Genomic DNA, 23,151 nt, shown 5'->3' with positions numbered 1-23,151 from the left:
AAGATGAAATTAAAACGGAGCATTACAATTGCAGGTAAAATTTATTGCGTTACAGGACTGTGCATAGGCGGTTCTTCGAATGCTTTGGAAATAGGCGGGGTCAGCCAGGAAGTTATTAAAAACCCGATTACCAAAGAACCTTACATACCAGGTTCCAGCCTGAAAGGGAAAATGCGTTCGGAATTAGAAAAGAGATATGGGAGCAAAAAATGGAATAAATCGGAAATGGGAAAAATGGTTTTGGAAAGTGAAGAAAGGGAACCATGCGGCTGTGGGAACAAGGACTGCCTGGTTTGCAGTGTTTTCGGAGCGCATAAAAAGCAGAATGCAAAGTCTGCCCCAACGAGGATTATCGTCAGGGATGCCATGCTTTCAGAAGAATCAAAAGAAATGATTAAATCACTTCCTCTTGCAAACAGAAGTTATGTGGAAAGAAAAGTGGAAAATATCATAAAGCGTGACATTGGAACCGCAGATTCTCCACGGACAATAGAACGTGTACCGGCTGGGATGTCCTTTGATTTTGAAATTATTTTAAAAATTTTCGAAGGCGATGAAGAAGGAAAGATGCTTGCGTTTGTGAAGGAAGGGCTGGAAGCAGTGGAATCTTCCTATCTTGGCGGGAGCGGTTCAAGGGGCTCCGGTCAAGTCAGATTTGACTATGATATTGTGGGCTATGAAGATGCAGAAAATGGGCAGCCAGTTTCAGGGGAAGCGTAGAGATGAATTTATTTAAGATTACAATTAAGCCAATTTCTTCTTATTGTTCGCCCTTGCAGAGTGACACTTTATTTGGGGCATTTTGCTGGAGCTATTTATATGGATATGGAGAAAGCGCGCTGCAAAAGCTGATAAGTAATTATAAAAGCGGTATGCCGGACATTATATTTTCTAATGCATTTCCATCTGGCCGGTTGCCTATGCCTGTCGGGTTGGATGAATCCATGAAGGGAACTGCATTGCTGGAAACAAAGCAGGAAAAGTATAAGAAATATATTGCAGATAAGAGCCGGAAGCAGGCGGCAACGGTTTCATTGGATGGGTTTAATGATATCATAAACGGCAGACACGAGGCGGCAGAACCGGACAATGGGTGTAGCCCAGAACCAAGGGAAGAACCGCAGCTGGAATGGAGGAATATGGTAAGCCGGGAAACGGATACTGTGGAAAATATAGATGGCGCAAGCAGTTTGTTTGAGGTGGAACAGTTTTTTACAGAGGGCTCGTTTGATATTTATCTGTATTCGGCATTTGCTCCGGTAATGCTGAAAGATGTCCTGGCAAAAATGTTCAGCTATGGGATTGGAGCGCAGCGCTCTGTTGGAAAAGGGGGATTCCATCTGGAAGGTGAAGTGGAACCCTTCCAGGGATTCCAGTGCCCGTCGGACCCAAATGGGTTTGTGGCGCTTTCTAATTTTGTGCCGCAGCGGGGGGACCCGACGGAGGGGAGCTATAAAGCATTTGTGAAATATCCGAAAGTGAGTTATACGGAGAAGCCGGAAGATTCCCCCTTTAAAAAGCCAATTATATTTCTACAGGCAGGCAGTGTCTTCCAAGCACACCCTGTAAAAGAGTTTTACGGCTCCTGTGTGGAACATATTGCGCTAAAGAATGGCTCTGTGTCTGACGACATCATTATTGGCGCATATACCATTGCCGTTCCCTGCTGTTTAGATGCTTAACAGTGATTTTTTTCGAAATGCGGCAAAGTTTTGCTTTTGGTTAAACTGGGTTAGGCGTTTAAAAATATTTTCTTGCAAGGAATGGGAATATGGATTCTGGTTTATCTGGTTAATGGAAATATATGTTTTAAATGACATTTTAGTATAGATGGAGATAGTATGTAGAATGGAAAAGGGATTGTATGACGCATTGCAGGTGCGTTTTATAAAGCTACGATTTACTGTTGCATTTTTACAGGACAGCCAGCTGCCGGAAGATAAAGTCTCTGCCATTAGGGGCGGGATGGGGGAGATGCTCCTGCGCATAAACTGTATCCGTGACCGGCAGTGTGAATCCTGTGATTTTGAATCGGAATGCATTGTGCAGAGAACTATGTATTCCAAGTTTGAGAAAACGCCGGAATTTGTTACGATGGGCGGGAGCATTGGTTATGTCTTAGAGTGTGAGGACGGCAGGGGACATTTTAGGGAAGGTGAGAGATTAAGTTTTTACCTAATATTATTTGGAAAGACGATTGTGTACTTGAACCAGTTCGTGCAGGCATTCCGGGAAATGGGTATGCAAAATGGGATTGGAAAGAGCCATGCTCGATTTCAGATTGCCGATATACAAAATACAGAAGGGCAGTCTGTTCTGGAAAAAAATATCCTAGATATGAGAAAATGCATCGTGCATGTCCTGTATGATTATATTCTATTCCGCAATATGTGGTCTGGCATGCCGGGAAGGGGGAGCAGGATAGTATTCGAGAGTCCGCTGACATTGAAATACCGGAATGAATTCCTGCAGGAGTTCCAGCTGAATGCAATTGTGAATGCTGTTGTCCGCAGGATTTATATGCTGGACTGTTTTGAAGGGATAGAGAGTGATATATATGAAAAATATAATTATGGGGACATCATAGTCCCAGAGTTTTTACAGCAGGAGCATCATCCGGTTCGTGTATGCCGTTATTCTGCAAGAAAGAATGAAAAGATGATTCTGAAAGGGATAAAAGGTCAGGCATTGCTGCCGGAACTGACGGAGGATGTCTGGCAGATATTGATTGTGGGGGAACTGATACATATTGGGAAAAATACTAGCTTTGGGTTTGGAAGGTATGTGATTCAGTGAGAGGAAGTTAAGGAAGGACACTGGCATATAATTCAAAAAGGGTAATGGAAACCGGTTCAGTGTGCTTTTCTATGGGGAAAATCGTGTAGACAGCCTGTTGCTGTCCCTGGCATGTATCATCAGGAAGGATTATGCCAAGATGCTGCCTGACGTGGTAGTCAATAAGAAATCCAGTGAAAAATCAGGAGTGTTTTGGCCAGTATGTGCCTTGTTTGGGACGTTTTGCCATATTCTGGATTATAATATTATGTGGACCGCAATGAACATGTCTGTAAGAACATGGCTGGGGTCAATGGGCGTAAGTTCTATTGGTATCATGCTGATTTCAAGATAGAAAGAGGAACATCAGAATCAGATAAGTTGGACAGAACCATTCGAATGCTGAAAAAAGGCATCTGTTTACAAAGATTTTTTTGAAGGTTTTTATTATAAAGGGTTCGAGGGTAACAGTAAAAATGGAAGAGACCCGGAAAAGGGTATTGATACGTTGATGTAGTTATCTACAACTTTTTTTCCCTCATAACGATTGATACAAATATCAATTAATGTAGAAAAGGAAGAAGCCCGAAGGAGGGCATTGACACTCTGTCCCATTAGTTCGAACAGAAACGTCGTTGGATATAGAAATAACAGAAGCCCGAAGGAGGGCATTGACACATAATAGATATTGGTCTCTTTAAATTTGGTGTATTTTGTAGAAAAGAAGATAGCCCGAAGGAGGGCATTGACATACATCCTTATTCCGACATTTAAATGTCCAAGTTGTCTGTTGAAATGAGAATAGCCCGCCTGAGGGCATTGACACAGGTTTACGAGTTTCAAAATCTACCCCTGACCAAAGTAAAAAAGATGATAGCCCGCCTAAGGGCATTGATACGCCAATTGCCTTCCCTTTAATTCTTTAAAATTATTGAGTAGGAAGTAAGCCCGAAAAAGGGCATTGACATTATGTCTCCTTGTTGGAAAATTGGACGATAAAGATAGTAGAAAGGAAGAATTCCCGATTAATGGCATTGATACCATAATATTGTTTTGGATAAATATTTTTTGAGTTGATGAGGATAGAAATAATCTAAAAGCACATGAAAGCATGAATCTGCATTGATGGATAGAGAATAGCGAATAAATGCAATTAATGTGCAAATAGAACCCCCATGAAAATGTTTATAGTTACAGCATCTTCATGGGTTCTTTTTTCTTTAGAATATAGTGGTTTTCCTGTCCAGTCCCTTTTTTCTCTCGGTAAAAATATGTTATAGCAGAAAAAAGGTAACAGGGTGGCAAAGAAAAAATATATTATGATAACAAAGGATTTCGAATTTTTTGAGATTTGTTCCCGTTGCTGTCTTTTTAGTAATTATTTTTTAGAAGTTTTGTGCCACTGTAGCGACTAAGACCTATGCATCCTGTTCGAGCATCTTACCAACAGTGCTTCCTATTTTTACATACGATTATAAGGCAAAGAATGAGCGACAGGAAGCTAGGGGAAAGTGTTTGTTCATCAATGCAGAATATATACAGGCAAGTGTCATTACTTGCTTGAAGAAAAATGAGTGATTCTTATAAATACCTTTGTTGACGACAGTTAAATATGTTATTGATTTTCAGATTCAGAAATGTTATATTATAGAAAAGGAGCAACCGCCCACAAAGTGGTTAGCTTCCACAAGATAAAGCATAAGCCTACCTGCATCCGGCAAGATTACAAGGTAGGCTTATTTATTTTCGCTTGTTGTTCCTATTGTCTAAATAGGCAAGCAATGCAACGAGAAACGAACCACCAAAAAATAACAGGCTTAAAACTTCGTATGTACTCATATGCATCACCTCCCGTCTTCTGTGAAGTTAGGGAGGCTACCACCTTGTAACACGGCTACTCTGGCGCAGATTATATCATATCTCACGCTGAACAGCAATCTGCTTTTTTCTACTCTTTGGATTTCACCGTAAATACTTCCCCCATCAACAACAATAAAATATTCGGGTGCATTTTTTGAAATATAATACAGGAAGGAGAGGCAAATGAATAAACTGATTGATGATTTAATTAGAAAAGGCATGGGAAATTTCATGGACAGGAGCAGGGATGCATTAGCCTGGGCAGACGAAATCTATATGAATGACTGCAGGGATGAGAATGAATTGGAACAGCGGTATAAAAGCCTTGACTTAACCAAAGAGCAGAAAATAATCATAAATGATTATGTAGCGTGTACTTCAACAGTCAATCATCGCTATGCCGATATTTCATACATGTGTGGTATTAAAGATACGGTCATTATACTCGTTTCACTGGGGCTGATAAAAGGCGTTGAAGCTGAAGAATAATATATGCCATATGACCTTAAAAAAACGACTTTAGAGCCAGTCGTAAAAACAGGCTCTTTTTGATTGCTATAAAACTAGCCAAACGAAAGGAGTGCAACGAAATATGATAGAAAAATCCGAATTATCCACCACAGAAACAGTTACCCTAACAGAACAGGTCTATACACATGACATTGCGGCACGGATTGTTGAGAACTTCGAGAGTGTTCTTGATGAACAGGACATTACGCTTACCAGCCCGGAAGATGATGAGAAAGAGCCTGACAATGCTGCCCGCCTGTATGGCAGCGCTTATTGTGATTTGCTTGATGTGACAGAATCCATTGTCATCCAGACATTGGAACAGGCTGGCGTAAGCCGCGATAGATATATTACTGACCGGTTCTCCGGGAATTTCTAAGAAAAAGCCAGAGCGAAAGGAGCGACCAGGAATGGCAGATTACAAGATTTTATATTATGAAATCTATGAGTTTCCGCAATGCCCAACAGACAGCGGCAGATATTATGGTAAAACCCCGGTATTGGAGCAGGCGGAAACTGTTATCAGAAACGCAAAGGAAAATGGCAAACTGCTTTTTATGAAAGCAGTCTGTAGCGATGGAAAGAAACGGTTTATGTTCGGACTGTAACGAAAGGAGCTGACACATGGAACAAACAATCAGGGAGATAATCGCACAGGCAGACGATGAAAGAAATTTTGATTTAATCCGCTGGGTGAAAGACATTCTGGATGAGTTTGCATCCACCCATAACTGTCCTCTGGATTGGCGGCATATCGGGGTGGGACTTGTAGGGGAGTACACAGCAGATTCATGGGTGTATGAAAATCTGGAACTGTATAATTTTGTGGAAATCCTGGAAGAAGGAGAAGAATAAATATGAAGACCGGATTATTAGAAGTTATGGAACAGGTGAGGATTTACTTCAAAGAGAATCTTCCCAAGTACACTGTTCTGAAAATCAGAAAGAAATCGTACCATCCTGACGATTCACATCTTTACATGGCAGCAGCTAAAAAAGACGATGGCACATACGCTGTCTGGACATGCTGGAACCAGAAGCTGAAAAGCTTGAACCATGGGCATTATGGTTTACAGAGCAAAGAAGACTGCGAAAAGGTAATGGACGGGTTTTATTACAGCGGAGATTCTGGATAAAGTGTAAGAAAGTTTGTAAGAAAATTTGTAAGAAAGTACAGGAATGACATACAGAAAAAGCCTGGTTTATGAGGTTTTTTAGCGGGTGTAAGAAAGTGTAAAAATGCCTGCTTTAAAACCCAATACAGGCAAGGGTTTTAAAGGGCGTAAGAATGTATGAAAGTTTTTCCAACCCTTATATATATAAAAAATATACATATACACATATATGATACACTTATATATTTTTTTCTATAATTAACTTAAAAAACTTTCATACATTCTTACAAGAGTGTGTTTTCCTTGATTTATAAGGCTTTTTGGCGTATGAAAGTATGTTTTAAGAGTCTTACAAACTTTCATACTTTCTTACATTTTCTTCTGTATGGTTCTGTAAAAAATCCCTTTTCTGTATGTCTGAAAAATGAATCGGAAATCCTGCTTTTTTATTTGTATAAAGCAAATGGAAACAGTTTGTGATTATAATAGCCCTGCGGCTGCGGGAGCATTAAAAAAAGGAGGCATTGCTGTTATGAAAAAGAGAACACTTGTGTATATGATATTCAGGGAAGATTATGTTGGCCTGCGGACGGTCAGCCGTTCCAAAAAATCCCCGCACAGATTCTATATCTCCCGGAATAAGCTGGAAGAGCTGGAGCATAAGCCGGAGGTTATCGCCTGTGATATCCATTCCTTTGCCGTACTGCGCCGGGACACCTATGCGGGAACCTTAGAGATTGCGTTCACCTGGCTTGGAGGCGATAAGAATAGCCTTTCCGGCTATCAGGATACCATTATCCTGCCCTATGATGAAATGGTGGAACATCTGCACGAAAGCGTATCAGAAAGAAAGCCTATCGTATGGAAGGCACTTTCGGTGGATGATTCCGTGGGGCAGGCAAGGATTGTATTCAAAAGCAGGAAGAACTTACATGCAGCTTTGGGAAACGGCGTCATCCGGCGTAAACTTATCCGGTTCCTGCGTGACCAGTTCAGATGGGGGAACTCTGAAGAAATTGAGATTTACGATGACTTTGTGCCGTACAGCTTTTTCTTCCGGGAAATCAAAGACGGGAAGGCTGGCATATCCGGCGGGCTGATTCTCCATGGGCAGGAGGATATGAAAAAGGCGTATTATTCGATGCATACATAGAAGCCTTGCTGCGCAGTCTGCAATTTAAATGCTGCTATATTAAGCTGTCCGCATATTGTAGGCAGCTTAAATTTTTTCTGCCTGCCAGCAGAAAAACGGGAGCATGGATGAAACATAGAAATCAGATTACTGTAGGGAGGAAGATTATGGTAACTGTCACAGACATCCGCAATGTAAACTATGCAGCATACGATGAAGTGTGGGCGATTGTTCGCTCACTCAAAAATCCTGGGAGAATGAAGCATGTTCCAGAGCTGTCCCCTTCTTGGAATTTGTTCCAAAGATATATAGTTAAAGGATACAGGGCAATGGAACGCGGACGCGTTCAGAAATATCTATGTACCAACATTTTCAAAAGAAATGATGGGCATGGAACCACAAAGAAAGATTTCTGAACTTGTTGAACTGGACAAGCAGGGGAAGAGAATCTGTCTGGTTTGCTTTTGTCTTGATGAAACGCTGTGCCATCGGAGCATTATTGCCGGAATCCTGCAATGCACAGGCATCCAGATACAGGGCGTGAAAAGGAACTATTCAAAATATGGCAGGCAACTTGCGGCATCCAGCCTTTAGGTTGGATGCTCGATGAGTTGTTTAAAATCCGCAAAGCCAGCGTTTATACTGGTTTGCGGACTTTGCTTCTAATTTACTTTTAAAAAATACGGATATCTTTTAATGTGTATATCTCTAAAGGCTTCATTTCAGGTATGAAGCTTTTTGCTGTTTTATATACATTAGTTTGGTATTTTTCAGTTACCACAGCATCTACGTGCGGTACAATTGCACTAATGCTTGTATCCATGACATCATTAGGTTTTATTATTTTTTTCGTTAAATGCACTCTATTAAATTGAGAAAAAGCCATTATTCTTGCAGCGGGAAATTTTTTGTAACTAATGCTCGGAGAAATAGATATTCCCCAATTTTTTAAATCTTTTAAAATCGTGCTTTCTTCTTGAAATTTGAAAAATTTTATGTCAATCATATTATTTGGATATCCGTTTTTCGATAATAATCTAAAAGCTCCCTGCCTCTGATTTTCCCAAACAGTTGCAATTTGAGGTAATTCTTTAATTTCTTGATTAATAATTGCTGTTAATTTTTGGTTTTGCATAAGTTTGTCAAAAAACGAACGGCAATTAAACGTATCATCTTTACCTAATGGTGAAAAAGCATTCGCAATAGAATTGTCAATAACAAATTCAGTGTTATTTTGTACAGCATTTAATTCTTTAGCTAAAATGAACTTGACTGGATATAAGACAAGGCAGGGTATTATTGAAAAATAATCTATAAATTTGTCATATAAATTAGCATACGGTTTTAATTCTATGACATTATAAAGGGAAATACAGGGAACATATTTTCCGAATGCTATAAAATTTTCCAGGAATCCTCGCCCAGAGTTATTCTCATTAGTTACGATTTCTCTAATAGCATTAGTGTCTAGTAAAATAGTTTTATAATCATTATTTCCGATTTTCATAATAATTTGTCCTCTCAATTTCTAATCTTTACAACTATGTCTTCAGTTCCCTTCTTCACAATTTTTTTGTCCGTAAATTCGATAATTTGCAATCAATTCAATATCTTCTTTGTACTGATTTTGTAATACCTGAAATACATATAGGTCAAATCCTCTTACATATTAGCATGCCCCTCGTATATTCTATATAAGGAGTACAGGGGGATGATTGCCCTACTGTCCTATCAGGCATAGTTACTGTCCTGTAAAAAGGCGATAGGACAGTGGATGAGACAATCCCTCATATATCAATAAAAAAGTACAGAAAAAGGAGGGTTACTGTCCTACTGTACTATCATTTTTAATATTATTGTATAAAATTTTTTATTTATATAATATATGTATATATAGAGAGTAAGAGCCATTTTATAGGACAGTAAGCCAGTAATAGCATGAAAACCTTCATTTATGAGCTGATTCCCACTGTCCCATAGATATTTTACAGGACAGTTGATAGGACAGTAAGCTATTCAGTAGGACAGTAACAGCGTATGTCCCTTGATTTACCCCGCTTTGCAGCGTAAAGAAATGCGTTTCAAAAATTCCACAGCTTTTCCAACATTCCTGTACTTCTCTTCTTCTGTACGCTATGGCACATACGGTGATACGTATCCATCCACAGATTGCGGATGCCTTTTTAATATATAACAGTCTGACCAAAAGATATATTCTTACTCTATTAAATTAGGATATCCTACATCTAAATTGTATCCTGCACCATCTCCATTTCGTTTTAATTCGTAATATTGAATGTATTCGTTTGTCATGCTGTCAGTAAACCAGATAAAAAATATGACTCCTTTTCCCATTTTATATGTTTGAACATCTAGTAATATTTCTTTTTTCTGATTTACTGTAAATACTTCTTTAAAGTTTACACCAGTTAAGTTTTCGCCCGTTCCAAAAGTTAATGTATTTGCAAATCCGTTTCCTATATTTGTAATAGACAAATATATAGGATAAAACTCTTGTGTAGCTTTTCCGTTTACATATTTTTGCTCATCTGCGATTTGAAATCTTTTTACAGTTCCAGATGGTATTCCTACTATTTCCACATTAAGAAATGGCTGAATACTTTGTCTTTCCTTTTTTCTATCAGCTTCACGGGTAAACTGTATTGTGTAAAAGACCCCAAAAATCGCAATCGTTCCAGAGAATACACCACCAATGATACCACCCCAGTAAGATGCCAGTGACCCAATCCATGTTGCGTTAGCATCGTTATCAACAGATAGTTTTCCTATACTACATCGTATCATCTCTTCACATTTCAAGGACAATAGCACAAATAAAATAGTAATAATGATACCTATTAAAACTGGCTTTATCCATTTTTTCTTTTTGCGTTTTAATTGATTCTTTCCAAATCGTGACATCTCAATTTTATTTTTCATTTACTCCACCGCCTTTTCAAATGCCACCGTCTACTCCCTTTAAAATGGTTTAGTAGCAGACCTACTATTTTCTTTATTTCGGCATATGCCAGCTTAAGACTGTAGTGCCATCTTCTTTCATCTTTCTCTCGTAGAGAGCTATAAAGCTTGTTGATTGTTCAAAGATTTTTTTATATCGTCATATTTTTCATAATAGTAGTTTTGCAGCCATTTAAGTTTTTGGCGTTCTTTTAAATTTTTATCATCTAGGTCATTGATGCGTCTTGTATTGTCATCAATCAAAAATTCTAAGAATGGGAGAATACTGGAAACCTGTGGTGAAAAAAATACATCAATAAAATATAATCCGTCAAAATCCCTGCATATTATCTTTTTGTATTTTGAATTTGATAAAAAATCAAATAACTCATCGGCAAATGGGTCGATTACTATTCTGGGATATATTGCGATAGTGCTTTCTATTTCATAAGCACGAACTAATGCCTTCCCCCAAACCATAAGATTATCAGAAAAGCAATATCCTATAGTAATGCCGCCTCTAATTAGCAGACCATTTGCCCAAAATTGTGCTGTTAGTGTAGTGCAAAATAAAATTACACTCATGATACATTCAAGGGCGTTATCAAAGTTATCATCAAGTTGACATGAAACAGTTATGTTATCAGAAAATATATTTATGTTAGGTAATACGAAGTCGGGGTCAGCCATGTTTTTATATCTCGCTATAGCTTCTGTATAAGATTTATATACTAAATTTAATGATTCATCAGCATTTTGCTCTATAATATGTTTCCCACCCAAAATATCTAAAAATGCAATAACAGATAAAGTGTTTTTTATATCAGTATTCATAATGCTTCCTCTCTAGTGCCTAGTTTTTACAATAATCTCATCATTTAGTTGGCTCTTTATCATTATAGCACTCATTCATACAGAAATAAATACCATCGCATATACACCACCTGCAGTTTTGTGGATGGTGTAATTTTTTCGTAAGCGCCAAATATTCCTGCGGATTTTCTAATCTTCTGGATTCCTCTATCATTGTAAATGAAATACAGTTAGACTATTTCACTACAATTACGGAGGATAGGTTATGGCAGCTACACGCAAAGCCCGTGTTCCGATGGCGGAACAGATCCGGCTTATCAATGAATGCCGCCAAAGCGGCATGACAGATGCTGACTGGTGCCGTGAAAACGGTATCGCTGTAAGCACTTTTTATAACCGGGTCAGCCGCTGCAGGAAAACAGCAGCGGATCAGATTCCGGCACCGAATTATGGTCATTGTGAGATCCCGCGTTCAAAGCAGGACGTGGTTCCCATTGCCATTGTTCCGGATCACCTTACGGAACAGCATACAGCATCGCAGATGCACCAAACGAACCCTGACAATTCCCATACGATTGAAGTGTCCATGAATGATGTGATAATCCGCATCAGCAATGATGCGGATCCTGTCCTGCTCACCAGGACACTCCGCCTGGTCCGGGAGACCTTATGTTAGGTGATATCTCCGGTCTCGAAAAGATCTACATTGTCTGCGGTTATACGGATATGCGCAAATCGATCGATGGTCTCTGTGCCATTGTCGAAGACCAGCTTAAGATGGATCCGGCATCCAGTGCGCTCTTCCTGTTCTGTGGAAGAAGACGGGACAGGATCAAAGCTCTGTTCCGTGAACCGGATGGCTTTGTCCTGATCTATAAACGGCTGTCTGTCCGGGGCGGCTATCAATGGCCAAGGAAGCAGTCGGAAGTCCGGAATCTTTCCTGGCGGGAGTTCGACTGGCTGATGTCAGGAATTGATATCGACCAGCCAAAAGCAATTAAAGCAGAGTAAAAAAGCATCTGGATTCCGGTAAAAATCCTGCACAGAAAAATGGCAGATTTCCTTATAAATTCAGCGTTTTTCAGCACTTGTTTTCCTTTAGGAATGGCTGTATTTTTGGTATAATAAAGGTATCAAATCCAAGGAGAGAACGATGGCTTCCAGTGCAAAAGACATCCAGCTGCGAGAGCTGAAGGACACCATAACCGGGCTGAAAACAATGATCTCTGAGCAAACGGAACTGATCAGATCTCTCCGTCTTGTTATTGACGAAAAAACCAGCCACGAAAAAGCCCTTCAGGAACAGGTGGACTATCTTACCAAAAAGCTTTTCGGTTCCTCCAGTGAAAGAAGAACCGATGACATTCCAGGACAGCAGAACCTTTTTGATGAAGCCGAAGTGGAACAGGATCTATCCCTGTTGGAAGAAGATACCGTGATCCGGGAGCATGCCCGCAAGAAGAAAGCAACCCATGAGGAGCTTTTCAAAGGGCTGAAGGTTGAAAAAGCAGTTATCCCTCTTCCGGAAGAAGATCAGGTCTGCCCGGTCTGCGGTACGCAGATGGTGCTGATCGGCGAAGCGTATGTCCGCCGTGAGCTGGAATTCATCCCGGCCACATGCAAAGTGATCGAATACTACAGTCAGAGTTATGGATGCCCGTCCTGTAAGGAAGGACTGGGAGACACGGAAAAACCTGTGATTGTAAAGTCCCAAGTTCCACAGGCTCTGGTAGGAAAAGGACCGGCGACCGCATCCACCGTTGCATGGACGATGTATCAGAAGTACGCCAATGGACTTCCCCTGTACCGTCAGGAGAAAGACTGGAAACAGTATGGTGCCCGGATCAGCAGGACGACACTTGCCAACTGGATCATCTATTGCTCCAGGAATTACTTCCAGCCAATGTATGATTACTTCCACCGGGAACTGCTGAAGCGCAGCTTCGCAATGGCAGATGAGACCCGGGTCCAGGTACTGAAGGAAGAAGAACGCCGGGCACAGACACAATCTTTTATGTGGTTGTTCCGCAGCGGCGAAGACGGTCTTCCTGCCATTATTTTATATGGCTATTCTCCAACCAGGAGTGGCAGCCATGCAAAAGAGTTCCTGGAAGGTTATCATGGGTATCTGGAAACGGATGGTTATCAGGGCTACAACAGCCTGCCGGATATCAAGCGGTGTTCCTGCCGGGCACATATCCGCCGGTACTTTATCGACGCCGTTCCCAAAGGGAAACCGTATGATTACAGCCAGCCGGCAGTACAGGGAGTCCAGTACTGTAACCGCCTGTTTGCCATAGAGGATTCCATTCACAAAAAATATCCCGGTGATTATGAAAAGCGTAAGCAGCTGCGTCTCGAGAAGGAAAAACCTGTTCTGGAGGCTTTCTGGTCATGGCTTGAGCAGCAAAAGCCAGTCCGGAATACCCGCATGGATAAAGCAGTGAATTATGTCCTTAACCGGCGGGAAACAGCACAGACTTATCTGGAGGATGGCCGCTGCAGCTTCACAAACAATCTCAGCGAGAACGCGATGCGTCCGTTTGCAGTCGGCCGCAAAAACTGGCTGTTCAGTGATTCTGTAGAAGGAGCCAATGCCAGTGCTGTAGTTTATACAATGGTTGAGATGGCAAAGGCGCATGACCTGAATGTTTACGGATATCTGAAATTTCTGTTGGACCATCGGCCAACGAAAGAGATGGCCGATAATCAGCTCGCAGAGCTTGCACCCTGGAGTGAAAAACTCCAATCTATCAAAAATCGCATGTGAATTATAGTGAATTACTCCAACTCGCAAAGGGCTGGGGTAATTTTATATCTGACCGCATTATTATTTGGCGCTTACGCTATTATGCTCTGTGTCATGACACAGGGAGTGCTTGCTGTTTCGGTGAGATGAACAAATGGATTTTAAGTTGTATGGTTAGTCTGTCCAAAAACGATACCAGTGTTGCCGCCCATTTTGACAGAAAAATTTTGAAAAAGTTTTTGTAAATAGGAAGGAATTTTGCATATTTACTATGTAGAATAATCTTTAAGGCATATGAAATAAAAGCCTGTTTGAAAACTGAATATTGCAATATGCGTACAGGACGTGAGGATATGTGTAGCCACAATGTAGGTGCGCCATGATATGCTCGCTTTAATCCATTTTCAGGCAAATGTGAAGAAATGGAAAACAAACCTCTGAAGCGAAGGCATTGAGCGATAAAAACCTGACAAAATGCACAGCAGTTGTGCGGGGCGATGAAGCATATCTGTGATAATGATACTTCTGAATTTTTGATTTAAATTCAGTCATATAATGACGGTGTGATTCCGATGTGGGCAGCGTAATGACCTGTCACTTGTATGTAGGTTTATGGATTAAAGTAAAGGAAAAATTGACGGGAAATTTGTAATTTTTAGAATGAAAACAGCGTAAGGGCAGTTATGAACGTAACAGTTTATAGCTGTCTTTTTTTGCGTTTATATGGGAGGGATATTTATGACTGATGAATGGAGCGGATTGGCAGATATGCTTGCAAATTTGATTGAAAAATATGCGTCAGATTTGGATATAGAAAATTTACCTGATATAACAGTAGATAATCATGTGGAAGAAAAAAATAAGGCAACAAAAGACTGGCAAGATGTTTCTTGCTAATAGCAAGTGTATAATGTATAATAAACATGATAAGTGTGTCCAAACCAAATTTGGAAAAACATACTTGCTTATATTTGAGTGAAAGTACAAGGAGATGAGGTGACTATGGATTACAGAGATGAAATGGGAAAATCAAATATTATAATCTATACAACAGAGGATGGTTTGTCTAAGATTGAAACAACTTTTGATGGGGATACTGTGTGGCTGTCTATTGACCAAATGGCAGAACTATTTCAGAGAGATAAATCAACAATTTCAAGGCATATTAAAAATATTTATTCAGAAGAAGAACTTGTGCAGGAAGCAACTGTTGCATATTTTGCAACAGTTCAAAATGAAGGAAACAGGCAGGTAGAACGCAGCATTTGTTATTATAATCTCGATGTAATCATTTCTGTCGGCTACCGTGTGAAATCAAAACGCGGCACACAGTTCAGAATATGGGCAACCGGAATCTTGAAAGAGTATATGCGTAAAGGTTTTGCACTGGATGATGAACGTCTGAAAAACTTAGGCGGCGGTGGATATTTTAAGGAACTGCTTGAACGGATCAGAGACATTCGTGCATCTGAAAAGGTATTTTACAGACAGATTTTGGAAATTTATGCCACAAGCATTGACTATGATCCAAAAGCGGAAATATCCATTCAGTTTTTTCAGAAGGTTCAGAACAAAATTCATTATGCCATTCATGGGCAGACGGCGGCGGAAGTTATTTATACAAGAGCGGATGCGGAAAAGGAATTTATGGGGCTTACCACATTTGCAGGAAATCAGCCGACTTTGCGAGAAGTTGTCATTGCCAAAAACTATCTGAATGAAAAAGAACTTCGTGCAATGGGGCAGCTTGTGTCGGGATATTTGGATTTTGCAGAACGTCAGGCGGAGCGGGAACAGGCTATGACCATGAAAGATTGGGCGAAGCACTTAGACCGGATTTTAACAATGAGCGGCGAACAGTTATTGTCAGGAAACGGGAGTGTGACGCATAAGCAGGCGGTGGAAAAAGCAACTGGGGAATATAAGAAATATAAAGAGCGTACTTTAAGTGATGTGGAACAAGACTATTTAAACTCAATAAAAATATTGGGTAAAAAGTCAGATAAAGAATGAGAATTTACAGATTACGAAAAGAATATGGTTATCAAAATGTAAAAGTGCAACGGGCGTTGCACAAATGGAGAGATGATATGCACAGCGAGAAAATAAAGGTTTACACATATACAAGAGTATCTACAGCCATGCAGACAGACGGTTACTCCTTGGATGCGCAGAAAGCCAGAATGAAAGCGTATGCCGACTATAATGATTATGAAATTGTCGGTACATATGAGGATGCAGGAAAATCTGGAAAGTCCATTGAGGGGCGGATAGAATTTAACCGCATGATGGAGGATATCGAGTCAGGGAAAGACGGCATTTCCTTTGTTCTTGTTTTTAAGTTATCCAGATTTGGCAGAAATGCGGCGGACGTACTTTCTACATTACAGGTTATGCAGGATTTCGGGGTAAATCTGATTTGCGTGGAGGATGGTATTGATTCTTCCAAGGATGCAGGGAAACTGATGATTTCCGTACTGTCAGCAGTTGCAGAGATTGAACGGGAGAATATTCGTGTGCAGACAATGGAAGGGCGTATTCAGAAAGCCCGTGAGGGAAAATGGAACGGTGGATTTGCGCCATATGGTTATCAACTGGTAGAGGGCAAACTTCAGATTAACGAAGAAGAAGCAAAAGCTATCAGCATAATCTTTGAACAGTATGTGAAAACAGACATTGGCGCTAACGGTGTGGCAAAATATCTTGAAAACCACGGCATCCATAAAATACAGCGGCAGAATGGGAAAAATCCTCTTTTTGATGCGCACTTGGTTCGCCTTATTCTGAAAAATCCGGTATATTGCGGGAAAATCGCTTATGGACGCAGAAAGACAGAAAAGGTTCACGGAACACGGAATGAGTATCATCTTGTAGAGCAGGATAATTATATTCTGGTGGACGGACAGCATGATGCGATTATTGAGGAAGATGTTTGGCAGGCGGCACAGGTAAAACTTATTTCACATGCAAAGAAATATGAACATGTAAATAGAGGGAAGGACACCAAAACACACCTTCTTTCCGGTATTGTAAAATGTCCGGTCTGCGGAGCAGGCATGTATGGAAATAAGAGTATCAAGCACAAAAAGGACGGAACGAAATACAAGGATTTTTATTACTATGGCTGTAAGCATCGAAACATGACGCGTGGACATAAGTGTGATTATAAAAAGCAGATACGGGAGGAACTATTGGACGATGCGGTGGCGGAAGTCATTGTAAAATTAGTTGGCAATCCTAAGTTTGCGGCAATGATGCAGGAAAAGATCAACTGCAAAGTGGATACTGTCACAATAGACGGAGAACTTGCAGATTTTGAAAAGCAGTTGCGGCAATATTATGCAGTCAAGCTAAAACTGGCGGAGGAAATTGATTCCCTTGATCCGGATGACAGACATTATATCAAACGAAAAGCAGACCTTGATGACCGCCTTTATCGAATGTATGATAAGATAGAAAATGTGGAAACACAACTTATTGAAACGAGGGCAAAGAAGCAGGCAATTGAAGCTGAGAAGCTAACGGGAGATAATATCTATAAAGTGTTGATTTATTTTGAAAAACTGTATGCTGTGATGAATGAGATAGAACGGCGGCAGTTTATGGAGGCGTTAATTTCTGAGATACAGATTTATGAGGACAGAAAGCCCAATGGACAGTGGCTGAAGTCTATTAAATTCAGACTTCCGATTATTGAGGAAGATATGAATTTGAGTTTGGAAGATAATAAACACGTGGAAGTTGTGTGTCTGCTTTCCCGGGAAAAACCGACAGCGTAATCAATGTAAAAGTGGAATCTGGTGAAGGTGAGGGCAAAGTGTCACCTGGTAATATTGTCATGTGAGCTGAGGCGTACAATCTAAAAGAGTGAGTTACCTACAAGATGATTAAGGAGTACATAGAAGCAAAATACGGCTTCAAAGTACATACCGCATATATCGCAGAGGTAAAAAGGGAGTTAGGATTGCCGATGTATGATGCCCCTAATGCGGTATAGGAATTGAAACAGCCGAGGAAACATCCGAAAGCGGAGAAAGTGGAAGCGATAAGGGATGCTTTGGAGCATTTTGGGATGACATAAATAGATATAGATTATTAGTGTTTTATGGATGAATGGAGGGAGAGTCATTTTGAATTCTTTATTTCCTGATAAATTGTGGAACTATAAAAATTTTAATATGGTTACAGAGCTAGATATTGCAGGCGAATTTATTTATGATGGGGTACATATGCTCAATCAGATAGAGGTGATAAATCAGGATTCAATGTTATTTTCTTTTTTATATCATGTATCTGTAGGAATAGAACGACTGCAAAAAATTGTATTGGTACTTTGGGAAAAAGTTGAATTAGATACACATGAAGAATTTGAAAAAAGTTTAATTACGCATAGTCATATTGCACTTAACGAACGAATTTGTAGAAATTGGAATTTTCATAATGCAATCCCTTGTCAAGTTTTTTTGAATTTTCTTTCTATATTTTTTTCTCCGGTTATTTTCTGGCTTTTGCCAGGTTGCGCTGTCTGTGGCGGTAGGCTTTTGCTTTCCCGAAAAGGTATCTCTTTCCGTCCGGTGTAGCAAAATACATCCATATCTAAAGAGTATGGATAATTTTGCAAGGGGAGTGTTGCCACGCCCCTTTGAACCCCCTGCTTTTTGTTCCCCGATTCTGTATCTGTTTTTCCTGTTCGGTGTCTAATGCTCTAAGTTATCTGTTAAAAAAATCGGGTGCAGGAGTAAAAATGGAAAGGAACGGAATTAAAAATGGACAAAACTGCTAACAGGGAGTATAATTCTAATTAGATGGAATTTGTCGAAAAATGACCGATATTTCGCAAAGAAAAAATATATGCATATATTATATGAAGGGGGAATCGTTATGAAGAACATCATCAAAAAGTCAATCACAACTATCTTTATCCTTGCTATGACTCTGACACTGGTTATGCCTATGACAGCACAGGCGGCAACGTCAAAGCTGAACAAGACGAAAATCACGGTAAGCGTAAAGGAATCATACCAGTTAAAGGTCAAAGGCACATCTAAAAAAGTGACGTGGAAAAGCAGTAATGAGCAAGTCGCTACTGTATCGAAGAATGGTAAAGTGACTGGAAAGAAGGAAGGCTCTGCTGTAATTACTGCAAAAGTGAATAAAAAGACTTATAAATGCAAGGTGACAGTTAAGGCAGAAATGACGCCAAAGTTGAATAAGACTAAGGTTACTTTGACTATGACGAATCAAAAGGGAAATCCTACCATTCAGTTAAAAGTCACAGGCACGAGAAAAAAAGTTAAATGGACGACTTCTAATACAAAAGTTGCCACTGTTTCTAAAACTGGAAAAGTGACTGCCAGGAAGAAAGGCTCTGCTGTGATTACTGCAAAAATAAATAACAGGACGCTGAAATGTAAGGTTGTTGTGAAGGATACTCACAAACATCATTGGGCAGCGTATGATGACCCTCAACCTGAAAATATATTTGGTATAGTTTGCTACTGTGGAAAAGTTTTTGCTACTGTGGAAGAATGGGAACAGCACGCCTTTGAATATGATGATATATTATTAGAAGCAACATTGAATGGTCTTCCGGCGCCGGATTGGGCGGTACATAATGGTTTTTCTGACGGTAAAACCGTTTATAAAAGTTGGATTTGGTATTACTATTGCGATATATGCGGCTTTAAGGACTGGGATGATGACTATTCACATCCTGTAGAAGCGGTAATTTGTTCAGGTTGTAAAAAGGAATTCAAAAACTATGAGGAATGGAACAGGCATTTCCTGGAAAACTCCTGGAATGGTGATGAAAGCCATAGGAAGTGCACAGTTCGTATTCGGCAGTGACTTACCTCAATGTTATATGGGTATGTATGACCGGGATAACGCTCCTGAATTTTGTTGCGTTCTGCCGTTTCACTTTATCGCAACAAAATTCAGGGGCGTTGTTTTCGTTTGAAGTCGTTCTTAGACGTTTTCTTTGGTGAAATTTCACAAATTGCTTTAAAGGGAATAATTGAAAATACTATCCCCCAGCTATGCTGGGGAGAATAGTGTAAGTGGAAATCGTTTGTCTGCTTTCAAAGAAACCCTGATTGTCTGGGGCTTGTGGGATAGTAAGAAACGAAAATGAATGTGTGTTTTATAGCTTTATGAATGAACCACTTAATATCGTAGCAGTGGGGTGTTTTGAAACTCTGCTGAATAACAGGTTGTTGCTAAAAGGTATCACTTTTACTGAAGCAGGCTTCGCACTGCGAAAATGTATGATACCTTCCGGCAGGAACCTTTTTCTATAAAAACAACTTGACTTCTAAATCTTACTGATGTAATATTTATACAAGTGCAGAAGGTTCTGGATATATTTTTTTATTCTGAAATCTTACACATGTAATAAAAATGGAAGAAGGAATGGAAAATATGATATATCCGGCAATACAAATTTTTTACTCTAAAATCTTATAGATGTAATATTTATGGAGATAACGTACATTGAAAACAGGAAGCAGTATCCTGGGGATTGCTGTTACAGGGATAGCTGCGGTAATTTCTGCAGTATGCGTGGCAGGAATGTTGGCAACAGAGGAAGATGTCTGGAGGACACCGGAAGAACTTCTTTCGATACCGTTGCAGGAACTATCAGCTTTGAGAACGAGGGACTTTTCCTGGAGGGAGTCCTGTATTGATTATCAGCATGGAAGAAGATGTGAAAGGAAGAGGATATGTTATTAAGAAAGACAACCTGGTTCTGGAAGAACGGTCTGGCAGCAATTAGTTTTGTATTAATACTTGGTATTTCGGGGTGCAGTGATGCACCTCCGGAAGAAAATACAGTTGCGGAAACAGTAATTGATTTTGATGCTATTCCGGAAGAATCACAGGAGGACGCAGAAGAAATTATAAACATCTGTACAGATCTTTATGAAAAGGCTGCAGAAGAAAATAAGTTAGCTGATTTGGAAACGATTGGAGGCATTGTAAATCGTCTTGGAGAAAATGGTTATTCGGCAGTTGACAGTAAGAATCAGATTGATATGACGGAACCAGAGCAGGTGGTTCAATTTTGCGAAAAGGTGGATGCACAGGAAAAAGCGGAAATAACAGTTCTTGAAGTCAGTTATTTGGGCGGATTTGTAAAATACGATTTGCGCACAAAAGACGGAGAGGTAGATGTGGCCAGAAGCTATTACAAATATGAAAACGGAAGTATGAAAAGAGAGGTAACCGGAAACTATCAGGCGGAGTATTGGAATTATACAGAAGAAGGTTACCTGATGTTTTCCGGTGTCTGGTTTTCAGAAGAATTGTATGTGCTTACATTGAGTGGGGCAGAGGAGCATACTGCATTACGAGTACAGCCATTGGATGAAACATACAGGGAACTGAGTCGGAAATATCTCCGGCCAATCGGATTTGAGAAAAATAATATGTTCATTGTAGATTGGAGCGAGGATGATTTTGGAGATTTGAATTTCTATGATATGTATGACATTCTCTATCCAAAAGTGAACGGTCAATATGTTCCCTGTGTTGCTGATGACAACTTATCAGTCAGTGCGGTTTATCAGATTCCAAAAGAGGAATTCGAAAGCATTATTATGAAATATTTCAATATTGACAGTGAAACGCTGCAATCAAAAACAGTCTATTGTTCGGAGGATTCAACTTATGAATATAAGCCGAGAGGCTTCGAAGAAGTAGAATACCCGGAATATCCATATTCAGAGGTAGTCGGTTTTACAGAAAACAGCGATGGGACAATTACACTTACAGCTAATGTAGTATTCCCTTATGCAGGCGATTCCAGGGTATATGCTCATGAGGTTGTGGTCCGCCCGTCAGAGGATGGAGGGGTACAATATGTATCTAACCGAATGATACCATCTGAAGACAATTACAGAGAAACCTGGCATACGCCACGGTTGACGTTAGAAGAATGGGAAGAATTGTACGGAGGCGAATAATGGAAGATATAAAATGGCTATTGAAAAAATGGGGATTTCTGCTTTTGATATTGTTAATTGCGATAATAGCAGGGGTGATTCGTTGGGGGCGGCTGCATACGGAAGAAAAGAAAGTGGAAGAGGAAGTATGGGAGCCCCCGGTGGAAACAGAGGAAAGTGAAACGGTAATGGAAGAAGAAAACAATACGGAAACTTCCACAGATTCAGCATATTGGTTTATTCCCCAATCCAGTGATTGCCTTATTTCGGAAGAGGAAAAGGAACAGCTGCAGAGTACAGTTTTGTCGGCAGCAGAATCCGTCAGAGAAATCTATAAGGATAATGTAATTGCAGATGCTGCGAATTATTCTTCTGGTGTCAGTGAATTTACAGGCGAACAACGAAAAACGGTTGTAGAGCAATTAGGAAAGGCAGGTTTGGTAAGCGTTGAGGAAGATTCCAATATGCAGAACCCTGAAAAGATAGAAACGTTTTACGCAGATTACCTGAATGGACAGGACTCCATGGTTACGGTATTTGAGGTGCACAGAGATGGACTGATTGGAGCAGTTACTTTTATTTATCGGAAGGAGCAGTTACAGACCTGTTACACAGGAGTTCGGTGGAAGGAAGGCGGTATGCCAAAGATACAGGGAACTTCGGTAAGTAATGTGGCTGAAATTAAACTTACGGAAAAAGGATATTTTATCTATGCATATGAACATGTGATTGCACATGCAGGTTTGAGACAGTATTGGAGAATAGAACCGCTTCCGGAAGACTGCCGGGAACTGACGCAGGAATACATATCAGAACTGAGCTATGTGAATTACAATGTGCTTGTCACAAACTGGGACAGCAGTAATGTAGAGGATATTCTGATGCCTTGTATGTATGAGGATATTTATCGGATTTCTACGGGCGAAAATCTGAAAACGGAAGGTTGGAAGATTCCGGCAGAGGAATATGAAAGGATAATGACCACTTACTTTCCGGTAGCAGTAGAACAGCTGAGAGAGCATTGTGGATATGATGAAAGCAGCAACAGCTATGAATATAAGACGATTTATGCCAGCCCATACCCACCTTTTGGAGAAGTAGTTGACTATACAAAAAATGCGGATGGAACAATTACACTTATCGTGGATGGAGTTTGGCCGGATTACAATTCTGATCTCGCTTTTCGGAATACGGTTGTGGTTCAGCCCTTTGAAGATGGAACATTCCGATATCTTTCTAATTCTATAGAGGAAATAGAATTGGAACTGCCAAAGGCAGCAAGAACGAAAGGATGAT

The 23,151-nt window shown here is 40.1% G+C and carries 27 protein-coding genes; 23 read left to right on the top strand and 4 right to left on the bottom strand.

Annotation, left to right across the window (positions count from 1 at the left end):
• Positions 1-3 precede the first annotated feature (3 nt).
• The 4 genes from csm3 (at position 4) to C805_RS0105985 (ending at position 3,130) form a co-directional block, all read left to right on the top strand.
• Positions 4-720 (top strand): type III-A CRISPR-associated RAMP protein Csm3, encoded by a 717-nt coding sequence (csm3, locus tag C805_RS18230; RefSeq protein WP_016215435.1) that lies wholly within the window; start codon positions 4-6, stop codon positions 718-720.
• A gap of 224 nt (positions 721-944) precedes the next feature.
• Positions 945-1,682 carry a hypothetical protein gene (locus C805_RS18225; protein WP_155957649.1) on the top strand — a complete coding sequence of 246 codons (738 nt, stop codon included), beginning with the start codon at positions 945-947 and terminating at the stop codon, positions 1,680-1,682.
• A gap of 166 nt (positions 1,683-1,848) precedes the next feature.
• The gene (gene cas6 / locus C805_RS18220; RefSeq protein ID WP_016215433.1) at positions 1,849-2,796 is read left to right on the top strand and encodes a CRISPR system precrRNA processing endoribonuclease RAMP protein Cas6; all 948 of its coding nucleotides are present in this window, start codon (positions 1,849-1,851) and stop codon (positions 2,794-2,796) included.
• A gap of 61 nt (positions 2,797-2,857) precedes the next feature.
• Entirely contained in the window at positions 2,858-3,130 is a 273-nt protein-coding gene (locus tag C805_RS0105985) for a hypothetical protein (RefSeq protein WP_022751260.1), read from the top strand.
• A 1,385-nt stretch (positions 3,131-4,515) separates the two neighbouring features.
• Here C805_RS0105985 and C805_RS27155 read toward each other — a convergent pair.
• Positions 4,516-4,614 carry a putative holin-like toxin gene (locus tag C805_RS27155; protein ID WP_242832652.1) on the bottom strand — a complete coding sequence of 33 codons (99 nt, stop codon included), beginning with the start codon at positions 4,612-4,614 and terminating at the stop codon, positions 4,516-4,518.
• A 204-nt stretch (positions 4,615-4,818) separates the two neighbouring features.
• Here C805_RS27155 and C805_RS18215 point away from each other — a divergent pair, with 204 nt between their 5' ends.
• The 8 genes from C805_RS18215 to C805_RS27595 all read left to right on the top strand — a co-directional run bounded on the left by C805_RS18215 (position 4,819) and on the right by C805_RS27595 (position 7,986).
• Complete coding sequence (locus C805_RS18215) at positions 4,819-5,124, top strand: hypothetical protein (RefSeq protein WP_016215432.1); 306 nt, start codon at positions 4,819-4,821, stop codon at positions 5,122-5,124.
• Positions 5,125-5,227: 103 nt separating this feature from the next.
• Complete coding sequence (locus C805_RS18210) at positions 5,228-5,524, top strand: hypothetical protein (RefSeq protein WP_016215431.1); 297 nt, start codon at positions 5,228-5,230, stop codon at positions 5,522-5,524.
• Positions 5,525-5,555: 31 nt separating this feature from the next.
• Positions 5,556-5,753: a hypothetical protein gene (locus C805_RS18205; protein WP_016215430.1), complete on the top strand. Its 198-nt coding sequence runs from the start codon at positions 5,556-5,558 to the stop codon at positions 5,751-5,753.
• A 16-nt stretch (positions 5,754-5,769) separates the two neighbouring features.
• Positions 5,770-6,000, top strand: coding sequence for a hypothetical protein (locus C805_RS18200; RefSeq protein ID WP_016215429.1), 231 nt, complete (start codon positions 5,770-5,772; stop codon positions 5,998-6,000).
• A gap of 2 nt (positions 6,001-6,002) precedes the next feature.
• A complete protein-coding gene (locus C805_RS18195; protein WP_016215428.1) occupies positions 6,003-6,281 on the top strand; it encodes a hypothetical protein in 279 nt (92 codons plus the stop codon).
• Positions 6,282-6,792: 511 nt separating this feature from the next.
• Positions 6,793-7,413 (top strand): DUF4120 family protein, encoded by a 621-nt coding sequence (locus tag C805_RS26785; protein WP_016215427.1) that lies wholly within the window; start codon positions 6,793-6,795, stop codon positions 7,411-7,413.
• Positions 7,414-7,559: 146 nt separating this feature from the next.
• The gene (locus C805_RS18185; protein ID WP_016215426.1) at positions 7,560-7,808 is read left to right on the top strand and encodes a hypothetical protein; all 249 of its coding nucleotides are present in this window, start codon (positions 7,560-7,562) and stop codon (positions 7,806-7,808) included.
• Positions 7,774-7,986, top strand: a complete 213-nt coding sequence (locus tag C805_RS27595) for a DUF488 family protein, N3 subclade (RefSeq protein ID WP_155957648.1) — start codon at positions 7,774-7,776, stop codon at positions 7,984-7,986. Before C805_RS18185 ends, C805_RS27595 begins: the two co-directional genes overlap by 35 nt.
• Positions 7,987-8,065: 79 nt before the next feature.
• On the opposite strand, the gene C805_RS18180 is transcribed toward C805_RS27595, so the two are convergent.
• From C805_RS18180 to C805_RS18170, 3 genes are all read right to left on the bottom strand, one after another.
• On the bottom strand, positions 8,066-8,899 hold the full coding sequence (locus C805_RS18180; protein WP_016215425.1) for a hypothetical protein: 834 nt from the start codon (positions 8,897-8,899) through the stop codon (positions 8,066-8,068).
• A 710-nt stretch (positions 8,900-9,609) separates the two neighbouring features.
• The gene (locus C805_RS18175; RefSeq protein WP_016215424.1) at positions 9,610-10,332 is read right to left on the bottom strand and encodes a hypothetical protein; all 723 of its coding nucleotides are present in this window, start codon (positions 10,330-10,332) and stop codon (positions 9,610-9,612) included.
• Positions 10,333-10,470: 138 nt separating this feature from the next.
• Positions 10,471-11,184, bottom strand: coding sequence for a hypothetical protein (locus tag C805_RS18170; protein ID WP_016215423.1), 714 nt, complete (start codon positions 11,182-11,184; stop codon positions 10,471-10,473).
• A gap of 244 nt (positions 11,185-11,428) precedes the next feature.
• Between C805_RS18170 and C805_RS18165 the strand changes: the two genes are divergently transcribed.
• The 11 genes from C805_RS18165 (at position 11,429) to C805_RS18125 (ending at position 23,150) form a co-directional block, all read left to right on the top strand.
• Positions 11,429-11,839 carry an IS66 family insertion sequence element accessory protein TnpA gene (locus tag C805_RS18165; RefSeq protein ID WP_016215422.1) on the top strand — a complete coding sequence of 137 codons (411 nt, stop codon included), beginning with the start codon at positions 11,429-11,431 and terminating at the stop codon, positions 11,837-11,839.
• Positions 11,833-12,174 carry an IS66 family insertion sequence element accessory protein TnpB gene (gene tnpB / locus C805_RS18160; RefSeq protein ID WP_016215421.1) on the top strand — a complete coding sequence of 114 codons (342 nt, stop codon included), beginning with the start codon at positions 11,833-11,835 and terminating at the stop codon, positions 12,172-12,174. The genes C805_RS18165 and tnpB overlap by 7 nt, the downstream gene beginning before the upstream one ends.
• Before the next feature lie 142 nt (positions 12,175-12,316).
• Positions 12,317-13,933 carry an IS66 family transposase gene (locus C805_RS18155; protein WP_016215420.1) on the top strand — a complete coding sequence of 539 codons (1,617 nt, stop codon included), beginning with the start codon at positions 12,317-12,319 and terminating at the stop codon, positions 13,931-13,933.
• 717 nt (positions 13,934-14,650) lie between these two features.
• The gene (locus C805_RS26780; protein ID WP_016215419.1) at positions 14,651-14,809 is read left to right on the top strand and encodes a hypothetical protein; all 159 of its coding nucleotides are present in this window, start codon (positions 14,651-14,653) and stop codon (positions 14,807-14,809) included.
• 105 nt (positions 14,810-14,914) lie between these two features.
• Positions 14,915-15,925 carry a virulence RhuM family protein gene (locus C805_RS18150; protein WP_016215418.1) on the top strand — a complete coding sequence of 337 codons (1,011 nt, stop codon included), beginning with the start codon at positions 14,915-14,917 and terminating at the stop codon, positions 15,923-15,925.
• Between the two features lie 77 nt (positions 15,926-16,002).
• Positions 16,003-17,691 (top strand): recombinase family protein, encoded by a 1,689-nt coding sequence (locus C805_RS18145; RefSeq protein ID WP_022751256.1) that lies wholly within the window; start codon positions 16,003-16,005, stop codon positions 17,689-17,691.
• A 351-nt stretch (positions 17,692-18,042) separates the two neighbouring features.
• Positions 18,043-18,492: a hypothetical protein gene (locus C805_RS18140; protein ID WP_016215416.1), complete on the top strand. Its 450-nt coding sequence runs from the start codon at positions 18,043-18,045 to the stop codon at positions 18,490-18,492.
• Positions 18,493-18,793: 301 nt separating this feature from the next.
• Positions 18,794-19,759, top strand: a complete 966-nt coding sequence (locus C805_RS25400) for an Ig-like domain-containing protein (RefSeq protein ID WP_016215415.1) — start codon at positions 18,794-18,796, stop codon at positions 19,757-19,759.
• 629 nt (positions 19,760-20,388) lie between these two features.
• Complete coding sequence (locus tag C805_RS0105960) at positions 20,389-20,598, top strand: hypothetical protein (RefSeq protein WP_155957647.1); 210 nt, start codon at positions 20,389-20,391, stop codon at positions 20,596-20,598.
• 36 nt (positions 20,599-20,634) lie between these two features.
• Positions 20,635-21,876, top strand: coding sequence for a DUF6070 family protein (locus C805_RS18130; RefSeq protein WP_016215414.1), 1,242 nt, complete (start codon positions 20,635-20,637; stop codon positions 21,874-21,876).
• Positions 21,876-23,150 carry a DUF6070 family protein gene (locus C805_RS18125; protein ID WP_016215413.1) on the top strand — a complete coding sequence of 425 codons (1,275 nt, stop codon included), beginning with the start codon at positions 21,876-21,878 and terminating at the stop codon, positions 23,148-23,150. The genes C805_RS18130 and C805_RS18125 overlap by 1 nt, the downstream gene beginning before the upstream one ends.
• Position 23,151 lies beyond the last annotated feature (1 nt).

This window comes from Eubacterium sp. 14-2, from assembly GCF_000403845.2.
GTDB lineage: Bacteria > Bacillota > Clostridia > Lachnospirales > Lachnospiraceae > Petralouisia.
The sequence above is the reverse complement of the archived record's forward strand: the minus strand, read 5'-3'. Positions and strand labels throughout refer to the sequence as shown.

Excerpts from the sequence above, each read along its gene's own strand:
- csm3 (WP_016215435.1), top strand. The coding sequence starts at position 4 with ATGAAATTAAAACGGAGCATTACAATTGCAGGTAAAATTTATTGCGTT.
- C805_RS18225 (WP_155957649.1), top strand. The coding sequence starts at position 945 with ATGAAGGGAACTGCATTGCTGGAAACAAAGCAGGAAAAGTATAAGAAA.
- cas6 (WP_016215433.1), top strand. The coding sequence starts at position 1,849 with ATGGAAAAGGGATTGTATGACGCATTGCAGGTGCGTTTTATAAAGCTA.
- C805_RS27155 (WP_242832652.1), bottom strand. The coding sequence starts at position 4,614 with ATGAGTACATACGAAGTTTTAAGCCTGTTATTTTTTGGTGGTTCGTTT.
- C805_RS18215 (WP_016215432.1), top strand. The coding sequence starts at position 4,819 with ATGAATAAACTGATTGATGATTTAATTAGAAAAGGCATGGGAAATTTC.
- C805_RS18210 (WP_016215431.1), top strand. The coding sequence starts at position 5,228 with ATGATAGAAAAATCCGAATTATCCACCACAGAAACAGTTACCCTAACA.
- C805_RS18205 (WP_016215430.1), top strand. The coding sequence starts at position 5,556 with ATGGCAGATTACAAGATTTTATATTATGAAATCTATGAGTTTCCGCAA.
- C805_RS18200 (WP_016215429.1), top strand. The coding sequence starts at position 5,770 with ATGGAACAAACAATCAGGGAGATAATCGCACAGGCAGACGATGAAAGA.
- C805_RS18195 (WP_016215428.1), top strand. The coding sequence starts at position 6,003 with ATGAAGACCGGATTATTAGAAGTTATGGAACAGGTGAGGATTTACTTC.
- C805_RS26785 (WP_016215427.1), top strand. The coding sequence starts at position 6,793 with ATGAAAAAGAGAACACTTGTGTATATGATATTCAGGGAAGATTATGTT.
- C805_RS18185 (WP_016215426.1), top strand. The coding sequence starts at position 7,560 with ATGGTAACTGTCACAGACATCCGCAATGTAAACTATGCAGCATACGAT.
- C805_RS27595 (WP_155957648.1), top strand. The coding sequence starts at position 7,774 with ATGATGGGCATGGAACCACAAAGAAAGATTTCTGAACTTGTTGAACTG.
- C805_RS18180 (WP_016215425.1), bottom strand. The coding sequence starts at position 8,899 with ATGAAAATCGGAAATAATGATTATAAAACTATTTTACTAGACACTAAT.
- C805_RS18175 (WP_016215424.1), bottom strand. The coding sequence starts at position 10,332 with ATGAAAAATAAAATTGAGATGTCACGATTTGGAAAGAATCAATTAAAA.
- C805_RS18170 (WP_016215423.1), bottom strand. The coding sequence starts at position 11,184 with ATGAATACTGATATAAAAAACACTTTATCTGTTATTGCATTTTTAGAT.
- C805_RS18165 (WP_016215422.1), top strand. The coding sequence starts at position 11,429 with ATGGCAGCTACACGCAAAGCCCGTGTTCCGATGGCGGAACAGATCCGG.
- tnpB (WP_016215421.1), top strand. The coding sequence starts at position 11,833 with ATGTTAGGTGATATCTCCGGTCTCGAAAAGATCTACATTGTCTGCGGT.
- C805_RS18155 (WP_016215420.1), top strand. The coding sequence starts at position 12,317 with ATGGCTTCCAGTGCAAAAGACATCCAGCTGCGAGAGCTGAAGGACACC.
- C805_RS26780 (WP_016215419.1), top strand. The coding sequence starts at position 14,651 with ATGACTGATGAATGGAGCGGATTGGCAGATATGCTTGCAAATTTGATT.
- C805_RS18150 (WP_016215418.1), top strand. The coding sequence starts at position 14,915 with ATGGATTACAGAGATGAAATGGGAAAATCAAATATTATAATCTATACA.
- C805_RS18145 (WP_022751256.1), top strand. The coding sequence starts at position 16,003 with ATGCACAGCGAGAAAATAAAGGTTTACACATATACAAGAGTATCTACA.
- C805_RS25400 (WP_016215415.1), top strand. The coding sequence starts at position 18,794 with ATGAAGAACATCATCAAAAAGTCAATCACAACTATCTTTATCCTTGCT.
- C805_RS0105960 (WP_155957647.1), top strand. The coding sequence starts at position 20,389 with ATGGAGATAACGTACATTGAAAACAGGAAGCAGTATCCTGGGGATTGC.
- C805_RS18130 (WP_016215414.1), top strand. The coding sequence starts at position 20,635 with ATGTTATTAAGAAAGACAACCTGGTTCTGGAAGAACGGTCTGGCAGCA.
- C805_RS18125 (WP_016215413.1), top strand. The coding sequence starts at position 21,876 with ATGGAAGATATAAAATGGCTATTGAAAAAATGGGGATTTCTGCTTTTG.